This is a genomic window from Corynebacterium cystitidis (assembly GCF_900187295.1).
Lineage (GTDB): Bacteria > Actinomycetota > Actinomycetes > Mycobacteriales > Mycobacteriaceae > Corynebacterium > Corynebacterium cystitidis.
Genome location: NZ_LT906473.1, coordinates 447,971 through 464,245 on the forward strand (window position 1 = coordinate 447,971; position 16,275 = coordinate 464,245).

A 16,275-nucleotide genomic window follows, 5' to 3' on the forward strand; every position below is an offset into this window, starting at 1 on the left:
GCTGCGACACAACGCTGCGACAAAACAGGCCTTAGTGGTTACTGTTAGGGCTATGCGCATCCTTTATTTCATGATCGCGACGGTGTTGACCCTGCTCGCACTGGTGGCTAACTGGTTCAACGGCCCTGGTTGGGTAACGTGGGCGGCGCTGATTCCGGCGGGGTTTTTCCTGATTCTTGGGTTTATGAAGACCGCGGAGGAGAAAAAGCCGAAAGAGTTTGAGCTGTCTGAGCAGCAAAAAGATACCCTGCGGGAGTTGAAGGCCGAGGGCAATGAATCCGGGGCGATCCGCCAGGTGCTGATGTGGGACCGCTACGCCAGCAATGAGGACGCCCAGCGAATCGTCAGAGAACTGGACTGATACAAGATAGCTTCTCCAACCGCCCCGAAGCCGATCTAAAACTGGTCCATAGTCTGCGCGGTGGGTGTGAGTTCGGTAGGGTATTCGGCATGACTGAACGTACACTTATTCTTATTAAGCCAGACGGCGTTGCAAACGGCCATGTTGGCGAGATCATCTCCCGTATCGAACGCAAGGGCCTCAAGCTTGTTGAAATGGATCTGCGTACCGCAGACCGTGAGACCGCTGAGAAGCACTACGAAGAGCACAAGGACAAGCCATTTTTTGGCGAGCTCGTTGAGTTCATTACCTCTGCACCTCTGGTTGCAGGCATCATCGAGGGCGAGCGCGCAATTGAGGCGTGGCGCCAGCTGGCTGGTGGCACCGACCCAGTCTCTAAGGCGACCCCTGGCACCATCCGTGGTGATTTTGCCTTGACCGTGGGCGAGAACGTCGTCCACGGTTCTGACTCGCCAGAGTCCGCTGACCGCGAGATCGCCATCTGGTTCCCTAACAGTTAAGTTATTCGAGGCTCTCCGCTAGCTGGCGGGGAGCCTTTGGATTTGGCTGTATTTTGCTGTATTTTGCTGTATTTTGCAGAAAGTTTATGGCTTGCGCCACTGCCCTTGAAAGTCATTGCTCTCCATCCAGGAAGAGACAAAGGGGCACTGCGCAATGATGGGCCAGCCGCGCGAGGCCGTATCTTCGGCCGCGACTTTCACCAGGATTGACGCGAGACCACGCCCACCATATTCATCGTCGACGACGGTGTGCTTGAAGTTGCGCTCGTCGCCTTCGTCGACATACTCGAGGTAGCCGGCGGGGAGGGATTCGCCTTCGTAGCTGATGGTGTATCGGTTGTCATCGTCGTTATGTTCGACCTGGACTTTACGTTGTTGTTTATCGCTGAGCACGGCGGTTCCTTTCTTTTCGCCCCACTATAGACTCACACTAGTGTTTGAATCCATGATTTGATTCCGACAGTTGCGGGGCTACCGAGAAGTATTCATGTTGTAGATGCTTATCCTCGCTGATAGTTGAGTTTCCTTTAAGGCTTGAAGGTCAATCGATTCGTTTTTAAGCGCATTAGGATATAAGTTTGACTGCATAGGAATGTTCGTGGTTGATGAAGGAGGCTAGGCGAGTGGCGCAGCGAGCAGAGCAATCACGAGCCGTAGAAAAACGTGAATCGATCTTGCGGGCAGCTACAGAAATCCTGCTGGCAGAAGGACTCCGCGAAGTCACCCACCGTCAGGTTGCAGCACGTGCGGGAGTTCCCGTTGGATCCATTGGGTACTACTATGCCAGCCGGGAAAAACTATTGATGACATGCCTGACGCGGATGGCGGAGCACCGCGCAATCATCGCGGCGGAGCAACTCGAGCAGGCAAGTCCGGACGATGGCGACGTGCTTGTCGCCCGCCGCCTCGTCGACAGTCTCACAGCAGGAAGAACTCAAGATCTGCCGGGCTTGATCGGCGTGCTCATCGACGGGTTGCGTGAGCCAGGTGAACTGCCTGCGCTAATGATCGAACTCTACGCAGAATCAATGGTCAGCGCGGAGAAGATCCTCGATGCCTCAGGTGTTTCGCGCGATGCCATGGACGGAATTCTCGACACTCTCATGGGGACCATTTTGCGCTCCCGCCTGGAAACTCACGACACACATCCATCAGTTGTGGAAGCCGCAGCAATGGTCATTGCTCGGCATCGGTAGCGGGTCCGATCAAAGGTTTCATCCCGGGTGTGCAACAATGGGGGACAGCGCACCGGGAATAGGCGTGACGTGATTTCTTCGCGGACGCCGTGTGGTGTGCGGATAAGCTTTGATACCCGTATACGTACCGTGAAGTTAGCGAACTGCGTGGCGGCGGCGAACAGCGACGCATTGCTGTTGAGTGCCAGCGCCCGGTTAGCCCTCTCTGCGGATAGAAAACAATAGGAGATCGGTCGTGGCTGATACCAGCGAAAATACCGAACAAACCGATAATTCTGGCACAACAAACACAGCCGGAAACCCTGACCAGCCCGCAAAGAGGAGGGCTACCAAGAAGGCCAGCCGGAAGGCCTCGCGTAAGGCTACTACCAACAAAGAAGGCCAGAAAAGGTCCGGTAAGTCAGCGAAGAAAACAGCGAAAAAGACCGCGAAGAAAACTGCGAAGAAAACAGCGAAAAAGACCGCGAAAAAGACTGCGAGAAAGGCAACGCAAACACAGAGAGGCACTAGCGCGACTACCACTACGAGTGCGCTGCAAAGCTTCGACCGCTCTCAACTTGGCGACAAGACGCGTGTGTTCACGCTGGCAAAACAGCTGGGTCTGCCGTCGAAAGACCTGGTTATAGCCCTCAATGGGATGGGTCTGGTCAAAGTTGCTCAGTCTTCGCTGACCCGTGCTGAGGCTGAACAGCTCGTCGATGTGCTCCAGGGTACCGACGCGGATCCCAACGTGGACACAACCGTGCCCGACGACGTCGCCGCCGAAGCAGGCGAGAAGATTCGCGACCGCGTCCGTAAGGACGTGGCCAATGAGATCAACCAAATCCAAAACAAAGTTGATGCAGACCTCGCCTCATCAAAGGAAACGGACGGGGCCACCGACGATGAGCTATTGGCCGAAATAATTCCTGATGTCACCCCTCCACCGGCAGAAGAGTCCGCAGTGGACGCGCACGCGCCCGTCTTCAAGGCTCCGTCGCGCTCAGACCGCCGTCGCGCGCGTCGCACGAGCTCCAGCACCGGTGCTGAGCAACTGGACGGAAATCGCGCTGGCGACTCGGGTCCCGACAAGGACCAGGGCAACCACCAGGGCAAAGACGAAAGCCGCGACGAGGCGCCCGAGGCAGAAGTTGATGTTATCGACGAGCCACGGGCCATCAAGGGCTCCTCGCGCCTAGAGGCACAGCGCCGTCGACGCAGCGAGAAGCGTGCGGAGGGGCGCAAGCGTTCCCGCATCGTGAGCGAGGCGGAATTTCTGGCGCGTCGTGAATCTGTCGAGCGCGCCATGATTGTGCGCGAACGTGAACGCCACGACCATCACGGACGCATCACTCAGGTGGGAGTACTCGAGGACGGGCTGTTGGTGGAGCATTTTGTCACCAGCGAGGAAAACACCTCAATGATTGGCAATATCTACCTCGGGCGCGTACAAAACGTGTTGCCGAGCATGGAAGCGGCGTTTATTGATATCGGCCAGGGCCGCAACGGAGTGCTCTATGCTGGTGAGGTTGACTGGAAAGCCGCTGGCCTTGGCGGACGGTCGCGTCGCATCGAAAACGCACTGAAGTCCGGCGACCAGGTGGTTGTGCAGGTCTCCAAAGACCCAATCGGGCAGAAAGGCGCGCGCTTAACGACGCAAATCTCCCTGGCTGGCCGTTACCTTGTGTATGTACCGGGTGGCCGCAGTGCTGGTATTTCCCGCAAGCTGCCAGCACCTGAACGCAGCCGTTTGAAGGAAATCCTCAACAACGTTGTGCCCGGAAAGGGCGGTGCCATCATTCGTACCGCCGCCGAAGGGGTGTCGGAAGAGGCCATCGGCGCTGACGTCAACCGTTTGCACAACCAATGGGAAGCGATTCAGGAACAGGCGGCGAAGGAAAAGGCATCGAAGGGTGCTAAGCCTGTCACCCTGTACGAAGAGCCAAACATGCTGGTCAAGGTCGTACGCGACTTGTTCAATGAGGACTTTACAGAACTTGTTGTTGACGGCGAGAAGTCATGGAACGTGGTCTCCAATTACGTCTCGAAGGTCGCACCGGATCTCGAGGACCGTTTGGTCAAGTTTGATCGCGATGAACACGACGGGGCGGACGCTTTCGCGGAGCACCGCGTCGATGAGCAGCTGGAGAAGGCACTGAGCCGGAAGGTGTGGCTGCCATCTGGTGGCTCGCTGGTCATTGACCGCACTGAGGCCATGACGGTGATCGACGTGAATACCGGAAAGTTCACCGGCTCTGGTGGTTCTCTCGAAGAGACCGTTACGTCTAATAACTTGGAGGCCGCCGAAGAGATCGTGCGACAGATGCGTCTGCGTGACATCGGTGGCATGATCATCGTTGATTTCATTGATATGATCCTGCCCGAGAACCAGGAACTCGTCCTGCGTCGCCTGAAGGAGGCGCTGGGCCGCGACCGCACCCGCCACCAAGTTTCTGAGGTCACCTCGCTTGGCTTGGTGCAAATGACGCGTAAGCGCCTGGGTACCGGCCTTTTGGAAACGTTCTCGCACGAGTGTGAGGCGTGTGGTGGACGCGGCATCATCCTGAGTGATGATCCGGTCGAGCATACCTTCGAGCACGAGCCTCGACACCGCCGTAAGCCAGCGCGCAAGGCAGGGGAGCATCCCGCAGCTCAGGCCATGCGTGCGCGTGACGACGACAAGTCCTTTGAGGGCGTTGACGACACCTCGGGGGCTGAGGCTGGTGACAATGACACCGGTGACGCAGCCGATCAGCCACGATCATCGCGTCGCCGCAGGCGGAGCAACCGCGACTTTGAAGAACTTGCAGATTCTGTGATCGGCACCAAGACTGACGCTGATACTGATACTGATAATGGTGACGGCGAAGAGGCAGATTCTGAGCAGCTCGAGGAGTCGGCCCGCCGCGCGTCGCGACGCCGCGGACGCCGTGGCCGCGGACGTGGTCGGGGCCGCCAACCAGAACAGTCCGACAATCTCGTGGACAACGTTGACGATATTGACGATATTGACGATATTGACGATACTGACGATCCAGCAGTGGCAGACGACAGTGCAGGCACTATCGGAGAAGGTGAGAAAACCTACGAGGAAGCAGTCGCCGAGTTTGAGAAGTCTCCACGCCGGAAGCGCCGCACCCGTGGGAACTCGCGGTCAGATCACCGCCCACGCCGTGAAGATTTCCAACAGCCGGTGGAAGAATCCACGTCGCAGAAGACAGAGGTGGTCGTCGAAAAGCGATCAAGTGACACTTCAGGCCGTTCGCGACGCGGGCGGAGGCGAGCAGTGCGCCGCGCCCGGACATCGAACTTGGGTCCGCGGAAAGAGCATTCCACGCGCAACCGGGATGTCGACAAAGCGGAGTCCGCGAAGGCTCAAGAGTTGGGGGCAGATTCGTCGAAGACTTCCTCGCCGCGTGGCCGGGGACGGCGTCGAGCGGTCCGCCGGAGCATGCGTTAGTTGCAGCAGTAACGACGGTTTGGAGTTTGGCCCCATTACGGTGTAGTCTTTGACAGTCGCTGTTTTGGGGCGCATTCTGCCCGCAAAACACATTTATTACATGTCCACTGGGGATGCCTGCTAAAGAATGCGTGGCGGTGTCTCACGAGTATAGATAAGGGGTAACCCTCTATGTACGCGATCGTCAAGACCGGCGGCAAGCAGTACAAGGTTGCCGAAGGCGACCTCGTCAAGGTCGAGAAGATCGAGGGTGAGCCAGGCGACACCGTGGCTCTCACCCCGGTTCTGCTTGTCGACGGTGCCAACGTCACCACCAAAGCAGACGACCTAGCTAAGGCCAGTGTCGCTGCAGAGATCGTCGATCACGGCAAGGGCCGTAAGATCGACATCATGAAGTACAAGAACAAGACAGGCTACAAGCGCCGCCTCGGCCACCGTCAGCCACTGACTGTTCTGAAAATCACCGGCATCAAGTAAGCCGAGAACGTAATCTCAAAGGAGAAACAACATGGCAACTAAGAAGGGCGCATCGTCCACTCAGAACGGTCGTGACTCCGAGGCAAAGCGTCTTGGCGTCAAGCGTTTCGGCGGCCAGCAGGTCAAAGCAGGCGAGATCCTCGTCCGTCAGCGCGGCACCAAGTTCCACCCAGGTGAGAACGTGGGCCGTGGCGGCGACGACACCCTGTTCGCATTGGCAGCTGGTTCCGTCAAGTTCGGAATCAAGCGCAACCGTCGCATAGTGAACATCGTTCCTGCTGAAGAGCAGGCCGCTGCGGCAACCGCTTAAGCTTCTCGCTGCCGCGAGAGTTTTCGCTCGCTGAATTTCAAGAAGTTCACCTCCTCGCACGATCATCCGCGGGGAGGTGAACTTTTTGCTCTGGTGCGGGATGCCTTTTTTCTCCACGCGCGCCCTGATACCATCAACCGATACGTTAGCTGCAGAAAGGAGAACTCATGGCGCAGTTCGTTGACCGCGCAGTCCTCCACCTCCAAGCCGGGGACGGGGGACATGGTTGTGTGTCCGTCCACCGCGAAAAGTTCAAGCCCCTCGGCGGGCCCGACGGTGGCAACGGCGGGCACGGCGGCGACATCATCTTCGAAGTATCCCCGCAGGTACACACGCTGCTGGACTTCCAGTGGCGGCCACACCTGCGCGCTGCGCGAGGCAATAACGGCGAAGGCGACCACCGCAACGGGGCACGCGGTGAGGACCTCGTGTTGGAAGTCCCCGTAGGCACCGTGGTGAAAACTAAGCACGGTGAAACCCTGGCTGATCTGACCGTGCCCGGCAGCCGCTTCGTCGCAGCTGAAGGCGGCTACGGCGGGCTGGGCAACGCCGCACTGGCCAACGCGCAACGCAAAGCACCCGGTTTCGCACTCAAAGGTGAACCCGGCGAGATGTGTGACCTCGTACTCGAACTTAAATCCATGGCGGACGTGGGCCTAGTTGGTTTTCCGTCGGCGGGGAAGTCCTCGCTGATTTCTGTCTTGTCGGCGGCCAAGCCAAAGATCGCCGACTACCCATTTACCACCCTGGAACCGAACCTGGGCGTGGTCACCGTGGGCGACGATACCTTTACTATTGCTGATGTTCCGGGCCTTATCCCCGGCGCCAGCGAAGGCCGCGGCCTAGGCCTCGACTTCCTGCGCCACATCGAACGTACCGCCGTGCTGGTGCACGTGGTGGATACCGCCTCGATCGAGCCTGGACGCGACCCACAGTCCGATATCGAAGCCCTTGAAGCAGAGCTCGACGCCTACGCAAAGGACCTCGAGCATGACACCGGGCTTGGGGATCTCCGCCAACGCCCCCGCCTCATTGCGTTGAACAAGGCGGATGTGCCCGAGGCCAAGGAGCTCGCCGAGTTTGTGCGCGAAGATGTGGAGGCCCAGTTCGGCTGGCCCATCCACATTATTTCCACCGCCACGCGTGAAGGTTTAGACGAGCTGAAGTGGGCGTTGTGGGAGATCGTGAAACAGGCGCGCCGGGCCCGGCCGAAGCCGCAGCGCGCCACCGCTGAAAATGCGACAGTGCTGCGCCCGCAGGCCGTCGATAAGCGCCACGGCTCCGATATCCAGGTCATAGAAGACCCAGCGGTACCGGGTGCGTTCATCGTGACCGGGAAAAAGGCCGAGCGGTGGATTATGCAGACTGACTTCGAAAATGATGAGGCCGTGGGGTATCTCTCCGACCGCCTCAACCGCGCCGGCGTGGAGGACCAGCTACGCAAACTTGGCGCGCGCGAGGGTGCGACGGTGACGATCGGCGAGATCTCTTTCGATTGGGAGCCCAGCCTGGCTGGTGACCCAACCCTGGCTGGCCGTGGCCGTGATGCCCGCATGGAGCACACCACGCGGACCTCGGCGGCTGAACGCAAACGCGCATCGCAGGTACGTCGCGGGCTTATCGACGAATACGACTATGGCCAGGATGAAGAGGCGGACCGCGAGCGGTGGCAGGGCTAAACGAAACCGGTTTTGCTGTCTTATAGACTAAACGGCTATGACCAGCTCGCAGCTTCGCAGCCAGATCGCCACCGCCCGCCGGATCGTGGTGAAAATCGGTAGTTCCTCACTAGTGAACCCGGACTCCACCGTCAGCAGCGACAAGATTGATCGCATCGTCGACGCTCTTGAGTCACGCATGGGGCGTGGATCCGACATCATGGTCGTGTCCTCCGGCGCGATCGCCGCCGGCATGGAACCCCTGGGCCTAAAAACCCGCCCGCTGGACTTGGCAACGAAGCAGGCTGCGGCCGCCGTCGGCCAGGTGCACTTGGCCCACCAGTGGGGGCGTTCCTTCGCCCGCTATGGGCGTACCACCGGCCAGGTTTTGCTCACCGCAGCCGATGCGGGGCGGCGTGACCGGGCGCGTAACGCCCAGCGCACCATTGACAGGCTACGCCAGCTGGGCACTGTGCCGATCGTCAATGAAAACGACACCGTGGCCACCTCCGAGATGCGCTTCGGCGACAATGACCGCCTTTCGGCTATTGTGGCCACGCTCACCGCAGCGGATGCTTTGGTGCTGCTTTCTGATGTGGACGGCCTGTATGACCGCAACCCAGCAGAACCCGGTGCCCGTTTTATTGACGAGGTGCGCAGCGGACATGACCTGGCTAACGTGGCGGCCGGCGACGGCGGCAGGCTGGGCACTGGGGGCATGGCTTCCAAGGTGTCTGCGGCACGTTTGGCGGCGCGTGGTGGGGTGCCCGTTTTGCTGGCGTCGGCAGAAAACATTGAGGTAGCGCTTCACGACGCCTCCGTGGGCACCGTGTTTCACACTCGCCTTGACAAACGGCTGAGTGCGTGGAAGTTCTGGGCGCTTTATGCTGCGGATGCTGAAGGGGTGCTGCGCCTTGATGAGGGCGCAGTGCAGGCTGTGACCCGTGGTGGGACCAGTTTGCTCGCGGTGGGTATCACCGCTATTGAAGGTGACTTTCATGCCGGTGACATCGTGGAAATTCTGGGCCCGGACGGCCACAACGTGGGCCGCGGCGAGGTGGCCTATAGTGCGGGAGTGCTGGCTGGGATGCTGGGCAAACACACCGACGAGCTCCCGGACGGGCAGCGTCGCCCAGTGGTCCATGCGGATTACCTCTCCAACTACGCCTCCCGCCTGTAATAGCTAGGGTGGGGGCATGAAGTTTACTTTTCTTGGTGACCCGTGGAAGAACGTCGTCGACGAGGTTGAAGCCGCCGGCCACACCTATGTGGATGACGTGAACGAGGCCGAGTTCCTGGTGTACCCCGGCGGCCGGCTGCCGGAGTTGCCTGAGAACATCAAGTGGGTGCAGTTTATCTACTCGGGTGTCGACGGCATCATGCCCACCATTAAGAAAAGCGGTGTGCGCTGGGCAAATGCTGCCGGAGTGTATGCCACCCCGGTGGCCGAGGCAGCACTTGCCTTGATGTTGTCGGTGATGCACCAGCACAAGGCGGCCACCATGTCCCCGACCTTCCGGGTGCGCGCCGAGCTGGATTCGCGCACGCAGTTGCTTGCCGACGATAACACCACCGTGGTTATTTTGGGTGCTGGTGGAATTGGTAAGCGCCTGATTGAGATGCTGCGCGGTTTCAATGTGAACGTGGTGGCGGTGAATCGGTCTGGTAACCCCGTCGAGGGGGCCGACCGTGTGGTCACCACTGACCAGTTGGAATCGGTGTGGCCGACAGCCGATGTGGTGGTCAATCTGCTTCCTTTGACACAGCAGACCAGGGGCCTCGTCGATAAGCACGCATTCGATGCCATGCCTACCAATGCCATCCTGGTCAACGTGGGCCGTGGCCCGGTGGTAGATACTGACGCGTTGACCGAAGCGCTGCAAAGCGGTGCAATTGCGGGTGCGGGATTGGATGTGACGGACCCGGAGCCGCTGCCGGAGGATCACCCGTTGTGGCAGTTACCGAATTGCCTGATTACGCCACATATCGCGACGACCTGGACAACGGCGCCAAAGTTCATTGCCCCGTGCATCATCGCTAATGCTGCGGCGTTTGAGGCCGGCGAAAAAATGGTGACGGAAGTAGACACCGAAGCTGGCTATTAAAGGTTGAGGGTGCGCACCTCCACCTCATCGCCGCGGATAAAGAGCAGTTCACAGCGCACAATCTTCCACTTCTCGCCCAATAGATGTGCGTAGATCTGCAGTTGGGTGAAGTAATCGTCGACAAGCTGTGAGGACGCGTAGGCGTCAGTCTTGTAGTCGGCGATGACCCAGCCGCCGGCCACGTCATCGAAGTAGAGCAGGTCGATGATGCCGTCGACGGCAATCCCTCCCACCGTAGAAATAACGGGAATCTCGCGATGGTGCGTGCCCTCAAACGCGCCTGCCACAATCGGGTGGGCCGCTAGCGCCCGGACGGCACGGATGGCTGCCGGGATCAGCTCGCTGTCGAGCTCGTGGATGCCCGCAATGTTGACGGCGTCGGTGGGCACGTGGGCATCGGTGGTGTAGGCGTCCATGAGGTCATGGACCACCGTGCCGAAAACAGAGCCGTAGCCTGAGTGATCACCAATTCTGCGTACCTCTGGTTGGCCCGCCGCCTTGATCCACCCGTTGTTGCTGGCCACAGCGCGCAGCGACGATGCGCCGTGTCCGATGTCTTCGGTTTCAGGGTGCGCGTGTGCGATGGTCGTCGCGGTGAGTTTTCTACCCCCACTGTCACTGGCATTGTTGAATCGGTGCTCTTGGCGGGCCTGAAACTCTTCGGTAATGCGTTCCAGGTCAGGCTGCGGTGTCTCCGGCAGTGCAATCTCCACGGTGGCATCCCCAAACTGGCTGGGACTGATCGCTGCGAGGTGGTCCGATTCGGGTGGAAGCACCAAGCCGTCTGGATTCAACGGGGCGACTACCTCGGCGAAAGGCTTGCCCTTCGTTTTCATGTACTGGGTACCCTGCTTGTTGCGTTTCAACTCAAGTGGAACAACGAGCGCATGTTCTGCACGGGTGGCTGCCACATAGTGGCGGCGCACGGCCTCTGCTTGGTCAGCCAGCTTGTCGTACTCTTTAAACGCGTCGTAGCCGGCAGTAGCGATGTCTTTAAACTTAAATTCCACCGCTCGGGTGACGGGGTGGAAGCCCACCGCGCCGGCCCTGGATGAATCGGAGCCTGCTAGTCCGCCGAGAATCACTACGGGGAATTCGCGGCCTTTCGAGGCGTGGACGGTCATCACACGGACTGCCTCTGAACCGTCATCAAGAACGGGATCGGAGGCCCCGTCGCGATCATCAGCTTGCTCCACGGTCCAACGCAGAAATGCGTTCAGGCCTGCGTTGGTCTCCTCGGAAAAGACCTGAGCATCGAAGATGACGCGCTGAACCCGGCGAATCGCAAGCTCATCACCGGTGGCAGCCAAGTCTGGAATGAGGCCTACAGCTTTCACTACCGCGCGCACCGTTGTGGCGACATCAGTACGCTGCGCATCGCGCTGCAGGGCTTTCAGTGTGGTGGTGGCTAGCGTGTAGGGGTGGTCGTCGGCAAGCTCGCTGCCTGCGAAGCGTGCTTGTGCGGCATCGGCGAGATCCTGGTCGCTGAGACCAAACGAAGGTGAGCGCAGCGCGATCGTTGTGGCTAAACGGTTGGCGGGATCAGCGATGGCGCGCAGGATCGAGGTGAGGTTCTCAATTTCGGGTGCGGTGTACACCTTTTGTGAGCCTTCCGTGATCGCCGGGATCCCGTCGGCAGTGAGTTTTTCCACCACGGCCAAGGCATTGTTGTGGGTAGGCACGAGCACCGCAATGTCATTAAGTGGGACAGGGGTGCCAATCAGCGTGCCGGCATAGGCTTGCCGCACGGCTGCTGCGATGTGGTTTAGCTCGGCGCGTTGATGATCGAGGATGGACAGCTCTGCGTCTGCTTCATCGTATTCGGGGCAGAGAAAAGCCACGTAACCAGGGGCGGCGGAGGTCGCATCCATGGCAACGTAGGGGACAGCCTTCGGCGAGGCGGGCAGGGCAGGGTTCGGTTCAGGTAGGTTGTCGAACATCCCAGCAAAGAGCGAGTTGATAGCGCCGACAACCGCCTGGTCTGAGCGGAAATTGGCGGTGAGTTTGAGCACTTCACCGTGCTGCTCGGCCGCCTCCCTGGCGGTGAGGTAGGTGTCCAAATCGGCGCGGCGGAAACGATAAATCGACTGCTTAGGATCACCCACGGTGAAGCGATGGCCAGGTTGACCAGCAACAATCTTATTAATAATGTCCAGCTGTGCCGGGTCTGTATCCTGAAACTCATCAATGGCAATCATCCGGAAGTGCTGAGACAATGCCTTGCACACTTCGGGATTATCCACGAGGCGAGCCGCCAGATAAATCATGTCGTGGTACTCCAGCTCGCCTGTCCGGCGGCGTTGGTCCGCATCACGCAACGTCAAAGCGGTAAGTAGGCGACGTAGAACGCCCGCGTGGTAGCTCACCGGCCCCAAAGCCCGGCGTGACCACGTGTCGGCGTGTGCGCTAAAGCGAGCTTTCACGTCTTTGACCGGTTCTTTCCAGTTGCCGTTCGCTCCGCCTCGGCCAACCTTGGAAAACAGCTCCCGATCCGCCCCGGTGATCAAGTCGCCGGGTTGGCGGATCAGCTCTGCAACATAGTCAATCGTCGGCGCAAGCTTCTCCTGATACCATTTGTCGCTTTCGTTTGTGCACAACGCCGCTATTTCCTGCAGGTCGCTTACCACCTCAGTGACGTAGGCCTTGTCGAGTTCCTGCTTTTCGGGCAACGCGCCGCCGGAGGCTGGTTCCTTGGGGTCGGTTGACAGCTCACCCCAGTGATCGTCCATGAACAGGGCTATCTCTTCGATGTTCCCACTGGTCATGCCCGCTGCCAATAACCAGTCAATAGCTTCGGCAACCACGGTAGGTTCCACCCCAATATTGAGGCCGCGGATCTCATCAGCCATCCCTTCTGGGGAGGTGACCACCTGGTCAATAAACTGCATGGTGGATTCGGCGCGCAGCAGCGCATTAAACGACGCACCTAAATCACTGGACTTGCGCACCGTAGGCGGAACACCAACCGCCAGCGGGTACATAGAGATCAGGCGCAGACAAAACGAGTGCAGCGTCTCAATCGCAGCCCCTGGCAGATCACCAAGTGCGCGCCGGGCACGGTCCCTGGCATCCGGTGCCTTAAATTCGCGGTAGTCACCATGGACCTGCAGCCGCCCCGTCTGCTCCACCTCGGTCAGTGCAGTGCGCAAACGGTTGACGAGTTCTTCGGAGGCTTTCTCGGTGAAGGTGATGGCTGCCAGACGGTTCAAGGCCACGCCATCGTCGATCAGCAGGGTGATCAGGCGCTGTACTAGTAGGAATGTTTTGCCTGAGCCTGCCCCTGCTTCAACAAAGTAGGAGGTGTCGGTGTCATATGTGATTTGGGTGCGAAATTTATGGTCTGCAGGGTGAGCCATTAGTTGTCCTCCTCAAGGTAGGAGTCGAGCGCGTGTGCGCCACCACGGGCGATGGCTCGAGCAGTCTGGTTGGAGCGTGTCGGGCCGCGCAGCACAAGCGAATCGCTGAACCCGTAGAAGAAGTTCTTCTTTTCATACGTGGGAGGAAAATGCCCGGAAACGATTTCGGTATACGTGGTGGTGAGGAAGTCTTGCAGCGCTGTTGAGGTGGCGTCGTCGTTGAGCAGTTCTACCTCCGGGTTGTCGCTGTCCCGGAACATCCAATAGCGTGAGGTCACCGTGACTGGAGCGCCGGGTGAGCAGAATCGGGAGATGATCTCGGGCAACGGTGCTAGCGGCGCGTGGGTGGAGTGTGCGCCGTGGCCAATGGAGGCCTGCGCCGCTGCACCATAGATAGCCAGCTGGATGGCGTATCCGCCCTTGTCGGCTTCGTGGTCCTTGGGCCCACCAACCGGGGAAATATCCAATTTTTCCGCGTACTTCTTGCCAGTGCCGGACTTGTAGTCGGTGACTCGCAGGTGCACGCCGCCCTCATCGTCAATCCTTAAGTCAATCCGGTCAATCGCACCGCGCAAGAGGACTTCGCGGTGCCTGCCAACCCGTGGGGTGATAGGAACTCGCACCGGTGGGGCAGAAGTGCCGAAGGGGGTTTCAGCACCCACAGCGATCCACCCGTCGGCGATATCGGCCATTTCGCGTTCAAACCAGCGCGCCACGTTGCCCCGGACGTCTTGGGTAAACGCCTCCCATGTGGTCGCGGAGTAGCGTTCATCGCGAGTACCCAGGTGCGTCTTTACAATCCTGTCGAGCACGGCGCGGGCCTCGTCTTCATCGGGGACAGTGCCGATGTTGTCGCCGAGGCGAACCTGATGCGTCCAGTCCTCGAAGATGCGGTGGTACACCGTGCCCCGCTCCACAGGGGAAACCTGGGCGGCAGGCGCCGGGTCCTCCAACCTTTTCGAACGCAGCAGGTAGTGAAAGAAAAACTCCTGGGGGTCTTCGGTGTACAGCTCAAGTGCAGAAGCAGAAACAGGGTTGTCAAACCAGTCTTCAGATAGTGGGGTGGAGACAAAACCGTTCAGCTCGGTACGTTCACCACCGCGGCGGGCGGCGGCCACCTGCCCAAACCGGGTGCGTGGGCGTGTGACACCGTTGGCGATGCGTTTCAGGCCCTGCTCAGTCAGCGGCACCAGCGTGCTGCGCTCGAAGCGTGGATAGTCGGCAGGTGTAGAAGGAAGATATTGCAGCACCCAGCCGGACGGTTGTCCAGTAAGCACCCCGTCCAGCGAGCTGCGCGAAAATGAAATCTGCACCGTCGTCGCAGACCGTAGCGCCGCCTCCCACAATAAGCGGGTGTGCTCGTTATACCACGTGGCATCAACCCCGGATTGTTTCGCAGTAATCGCTGGGTCTGGGGTGAAGGAACCGGGCAGCGCAGCGTCGGAAGCGCCAACGATATACAGGTGGCGCAGTTGCTTGCCGACGATGTCGTCGAGCGTGCCGACGATCATCTCCCCCTGAGACTCGGCAGCACGTGGGGTGGACCATAAATCCGTGAGCACCTCCACGACCATGGCCTGCGTGGGCGCGCCAAGCTCGCCGTCAAAAGACGCAAGCGAGTCCACAGTATCCAAAATCAGCCCGGCTGTTGGCAGCTCGTCGATTCGGAGAGTCTGTAATAAAAGGCTACGCAGTCGCGCGGCGAGATCAGTCCAGGTAGTCGCACTCCACACCGTTTGCAACCCGGCCCGCAGCGCATTGCGCCACTGCAAAACAGATGAGTCCTCGCCGCTGGTAAGCGCAATATTCCAATCTTCACCAGAATCAATCGGCATGTCGCGGTCGCGCGTAAACCGGTTGAACTCGTAGGCCGACGGCGCGTTGGCCACGTACCCGCTTTCCAACAGTTCCGCCACGGCGCGCCGCGGCGTGGAATCAGAATCCAAAGACACGAGGCGAAGGACGGTGCGAATCGCGGGGTCCTGAGCCCACCGGGACACCGCAGGAACGCGCGCCGGGAACACTGCGCTGCGACTTAGCCGCACCAGCTCGGGAAGATAATCGGCAGACGGGGTGACCACGGCGACGTCACCAGCTGCTAGGGTGTCGTCGGCACGCGCGCGTGCAGCAACATCCGAAAAGACTGCCTCAATTTCTTCGGATGGATCCATATACGTCATCATTTCGGGCTGTGGTTCCGGATTCACCGTCGTGGCTACGAGGGTGGGGCACAATGCTTCAATGAGTGCCTCCTCCTGTGGATCAGCTGGGATGACGCCCGCGCTAATAAACGCCGTGTGACCGGACTGTTCAGAGGCCGCCGCTGCTGCGATCGCAAAGGCCTCAGCCCGCGTGTAATAATCGTCGCGGGTGCGCTGGGCCACCAGCTCAGCGATCCGCGCGGCCTCCCGCGGAAGCTGCGCGTCACCAGCGTGGGCCCGCGCCTGTGGCGGCAACCGCAGCAGGCGCCCCACGATATCGCTTAACGACGAGCGGGTGGCCGTTTCCGTATGAATCTCATGGTTGCGGAATGCAGAGTCCTCATCCAGGAGGATGCGTGTCACCTCCGTCATGATGCGCCGACGCGGCAGGGGACTGCGTGGTGACAATGATCGCGCTGCTTGACGCACAAAACCCTCGACTGTGGACACGCTCACGCCCACGTGGGGCCCAGTGTGGGCAAGAGCGATCACCACGTCGTTACGCGCATGCGGCCCGCACAACACGGTGACAGGGCGCGTTGGGTCGTCGGCACGCGCGGCGTCAATCGCAGACTGAAGTGAAGTGGCAAGGATGTGCGCTGTCATGGAGCCCACCTTAAAACATCACCCCGACACGCGCCGCCACGCCCTTCGAACAATTGTTCTAGTAGT

Annotated in this window: 12 protein-coding genes; 9 read left to right on the forward strand and 3 right to left on the reverse strand. The window is 59.7% G+C overall.

Going from position 1 to position 16,275, the window contains the following annotated elements; translation table 11 throughout:
- Positions 1–52: 52 nt before the first annotated feature.
- Positions 53–361 carry a hypothetical protein gene (locus tag CKV99_RS02100; protein ID WP_092257734.1) on the forward strand — a complete coding sequence of 103 codons (309 nt, stop codon included), beginning with the start codon at positions 53–55 and terminating at the stop codon, positions 359–361.
- Positions 362–450: 89 nt separating this feature from the next.
- A complete protein-coding gene (ndk, locus tag CKV99_RS02105; RefSeq protein WP_092257737.1) occupies positions 451–861 on the forward strand; it encodes a nucleoside-diphosphate kinase in 411 nt (136 codons plus the stop codon).
- A gap of 84 nt (positions 862–945) precedes the next feature.
- Here the strand turns inward: ndk and CKV99_RS02110 are convergent, their stop codons facing one another.
- The gene (locus CKV99_RS02110) at positions 946–1,254 is read right to left on the reverse strand and encodes a GNAT family N-acetyltransferase (RefSeq protein ID WP_092257740.1); all 309 of its coding nucleotides are present in this window, start codon (positions 1,252–1,254) and stop codon (positions 946–948) included.
- Positions 1,255–1,484: 230 nt separating this feature from the next.
- Between CKV99_RS02110 and CKV99_RS02115 the strand changes: the two genes are divergently transcribed.
- The 7 genes from CKV99_RS02115 (at position 1,485) to CKV99_RS02145 (ending at position 10,046) form a co-directional block, all read left to right on the forward strand.
- The gene (locus CKV99_RS02115; RefSeq protein ID WP_157728343.1) at positions 1,485–2,057 is read left to right on the forward strand and encodes a TetR/AcrR family transcriptional regulator; all 573 of its coding nucleotides are present in this window, start codon (positions 1,485–1,487) and stop codon (positions 2,055–2,057) included.
- A gap of 235 nt (positions 2,058–2,292) precedes the next feature.
- Complete coding sequence (locus CKV99_RS02120) at positions 2,293–5,496, forward strand: translation initiation factor IF-2 N-terminal domain-containing protein (protein WP_092257746.1); 3,204 nt, start codon at positions 2,293–2,295, stop codon at positions 5,494–5,496.
- 171 nt (positions 5,497–5,667) lie between these two features.
- Complete coding sequence (gene rplU / locus CKV99_RS02125) at positions 5,668–5,973, forward strand: 50S ribosomal protein L21 (protein WP_092257748.1); 306 nt, start codon at positions 5,668–5,670, stop codon at positions 5,971–5,973.
- 31 nt (positions 5,974–6,004) lie between these two features.
- Positions 6,005–6,283 carry a 50S ribosomal protein L27 gene (gene rpmA, locus CKV99_RS02130; RefSeq protein ID WP_092257751.1) on the forward strand — a complete coding sequence of 93 codons (279 nt, stop codon included), beginning with the start codon at positions 6,005–6,007 and terminating at the stop codon, positions 6,281–6,283.
- Positions 6,284–6,450: 167 nt separating this feature from the next.
- Complete coding sequence (obgE, locus tag CKV99_RS02135; RefSeq protein ID WP_092257754.1) at positions 6,451–7,962, forward strand: GTPase ObgE; 1,512 nt, start codon at positions 6,451–6,453, stop codon at positions 7,960–7,962.
- Between the two features lie 37 nt (positions 7,963–7,999).
- On the forward strand, positions 8,000–9,121 hold the full coding sequence (proB, locus tag CKV99_RS02140; protein WP_092257757.1) for a glutamate 5-kinase: 1,122 nt from the start codon (positions 8,000–8,002) through the stop codon (positions 9,119–9,121).
- A gap of 16 nt (positions 9,122–9,137) precedes the next feature.
- Positions 9,138–10,046, forward strand: coding sequence for a D-isomer specific 2-hydroxyacid dehydrogenase family protein (locus CKV99_RS02145; RefSeq protein ID WP_092257760.1), 909 nt, complete (start codon positions 9,138–9,140; stop codon positions 10,044–10,046).
- Here the strand turns inward: CKV99_RS02145 and CKV99_RS02150 are convergent.
- Positions 10,043–13,402, reverse strand: coding sequence for a UvrD-helicase domain-containing protein (locus CKV99_RS02150; protein ID WP_092257763.1), 3,360 nt, complete (start codon positions 13,400–13,402; stop codon positions 10,043–10,045). The two genes, CKV99_RS02145 and CKV99_RS02150, sit on opposite strands and share 4 nt — an antisense overlap.
- Positions 13,402–16,209, reverse strand: coding sequence for a PD-(D/E)XK nuclease family protein (locus tag CKV99_RS02155; protein WP_092257766.1), 2,808 nt, complete (start codon positions 16,207–16,209; stop codon positions 13,402–13,404). Before CKV99_RS02155 ends, CKV99_RS02150 begins: the two co-directional genes overlap by 1 nt.
- Positions 16,210–16,275 lie beyond the last annotated feature (66 nt).

Coding starts and splice junctions, on each gene's coding strand:
- CKV99_RS02100 (WP_092257734.1), top strand. CDS start 53: ATGCGCATCCTTTATTTCATGATCGCGACGGTGTTGACCCTGCTCGCA.
- ndk (WP_092257737.1), top strand. CDS start 451: ATGACTGAACGTACACTTATTCTTATTAAGCCAGACGGCGTTGCAAAC.
- rplU (WP_092257748.1), top strand. CDS start 5,668: ATGTACGCGATCGTCAAGACCGGCGGCAAGCAGTACAAGGTTGCCGAA.
- rpmA (WP_092257751.1), top strand. CDS start 6,005: ATGGCAACTAAGAAGGGCGCATCGTCCACTCAGAACGGTCGTGACTCC.
- obgE (WP_092257754.1), top strand. CDS start 6,451: ATGGCGCAGTTCGTTGACCGCGCAGTCCTCCACCTCCAAGCCGGGGAC.
- proB (WP_092257757.1), top strand. CDS start 8,000: ATGACCAGCTCGCAGCTTCGCAGCCAGATCGCCACCGCCCGCCGGATC.
- CKV99_RS02145 (WP_092257760.1), top strand. CDS start 9,138: ATGAAGTTTACTTTTCTTGGTGACCCGTGGAAGAACGTCGTCGACGAG.
- CKV99_RS02150 (WP_092257763.1), bottom strand. CDS start 13,402: ATGGCTCACCCTGCAGACCATAAATTTCGCACCCAAATCACATATGAC.
- CKV99_RS02155 (WP_092257766.1), bottom strand. CDS start 16,209: ATGACAGCGCACATCCTTGCCACTTCACTTCAGTCTGCGATTGACGCC.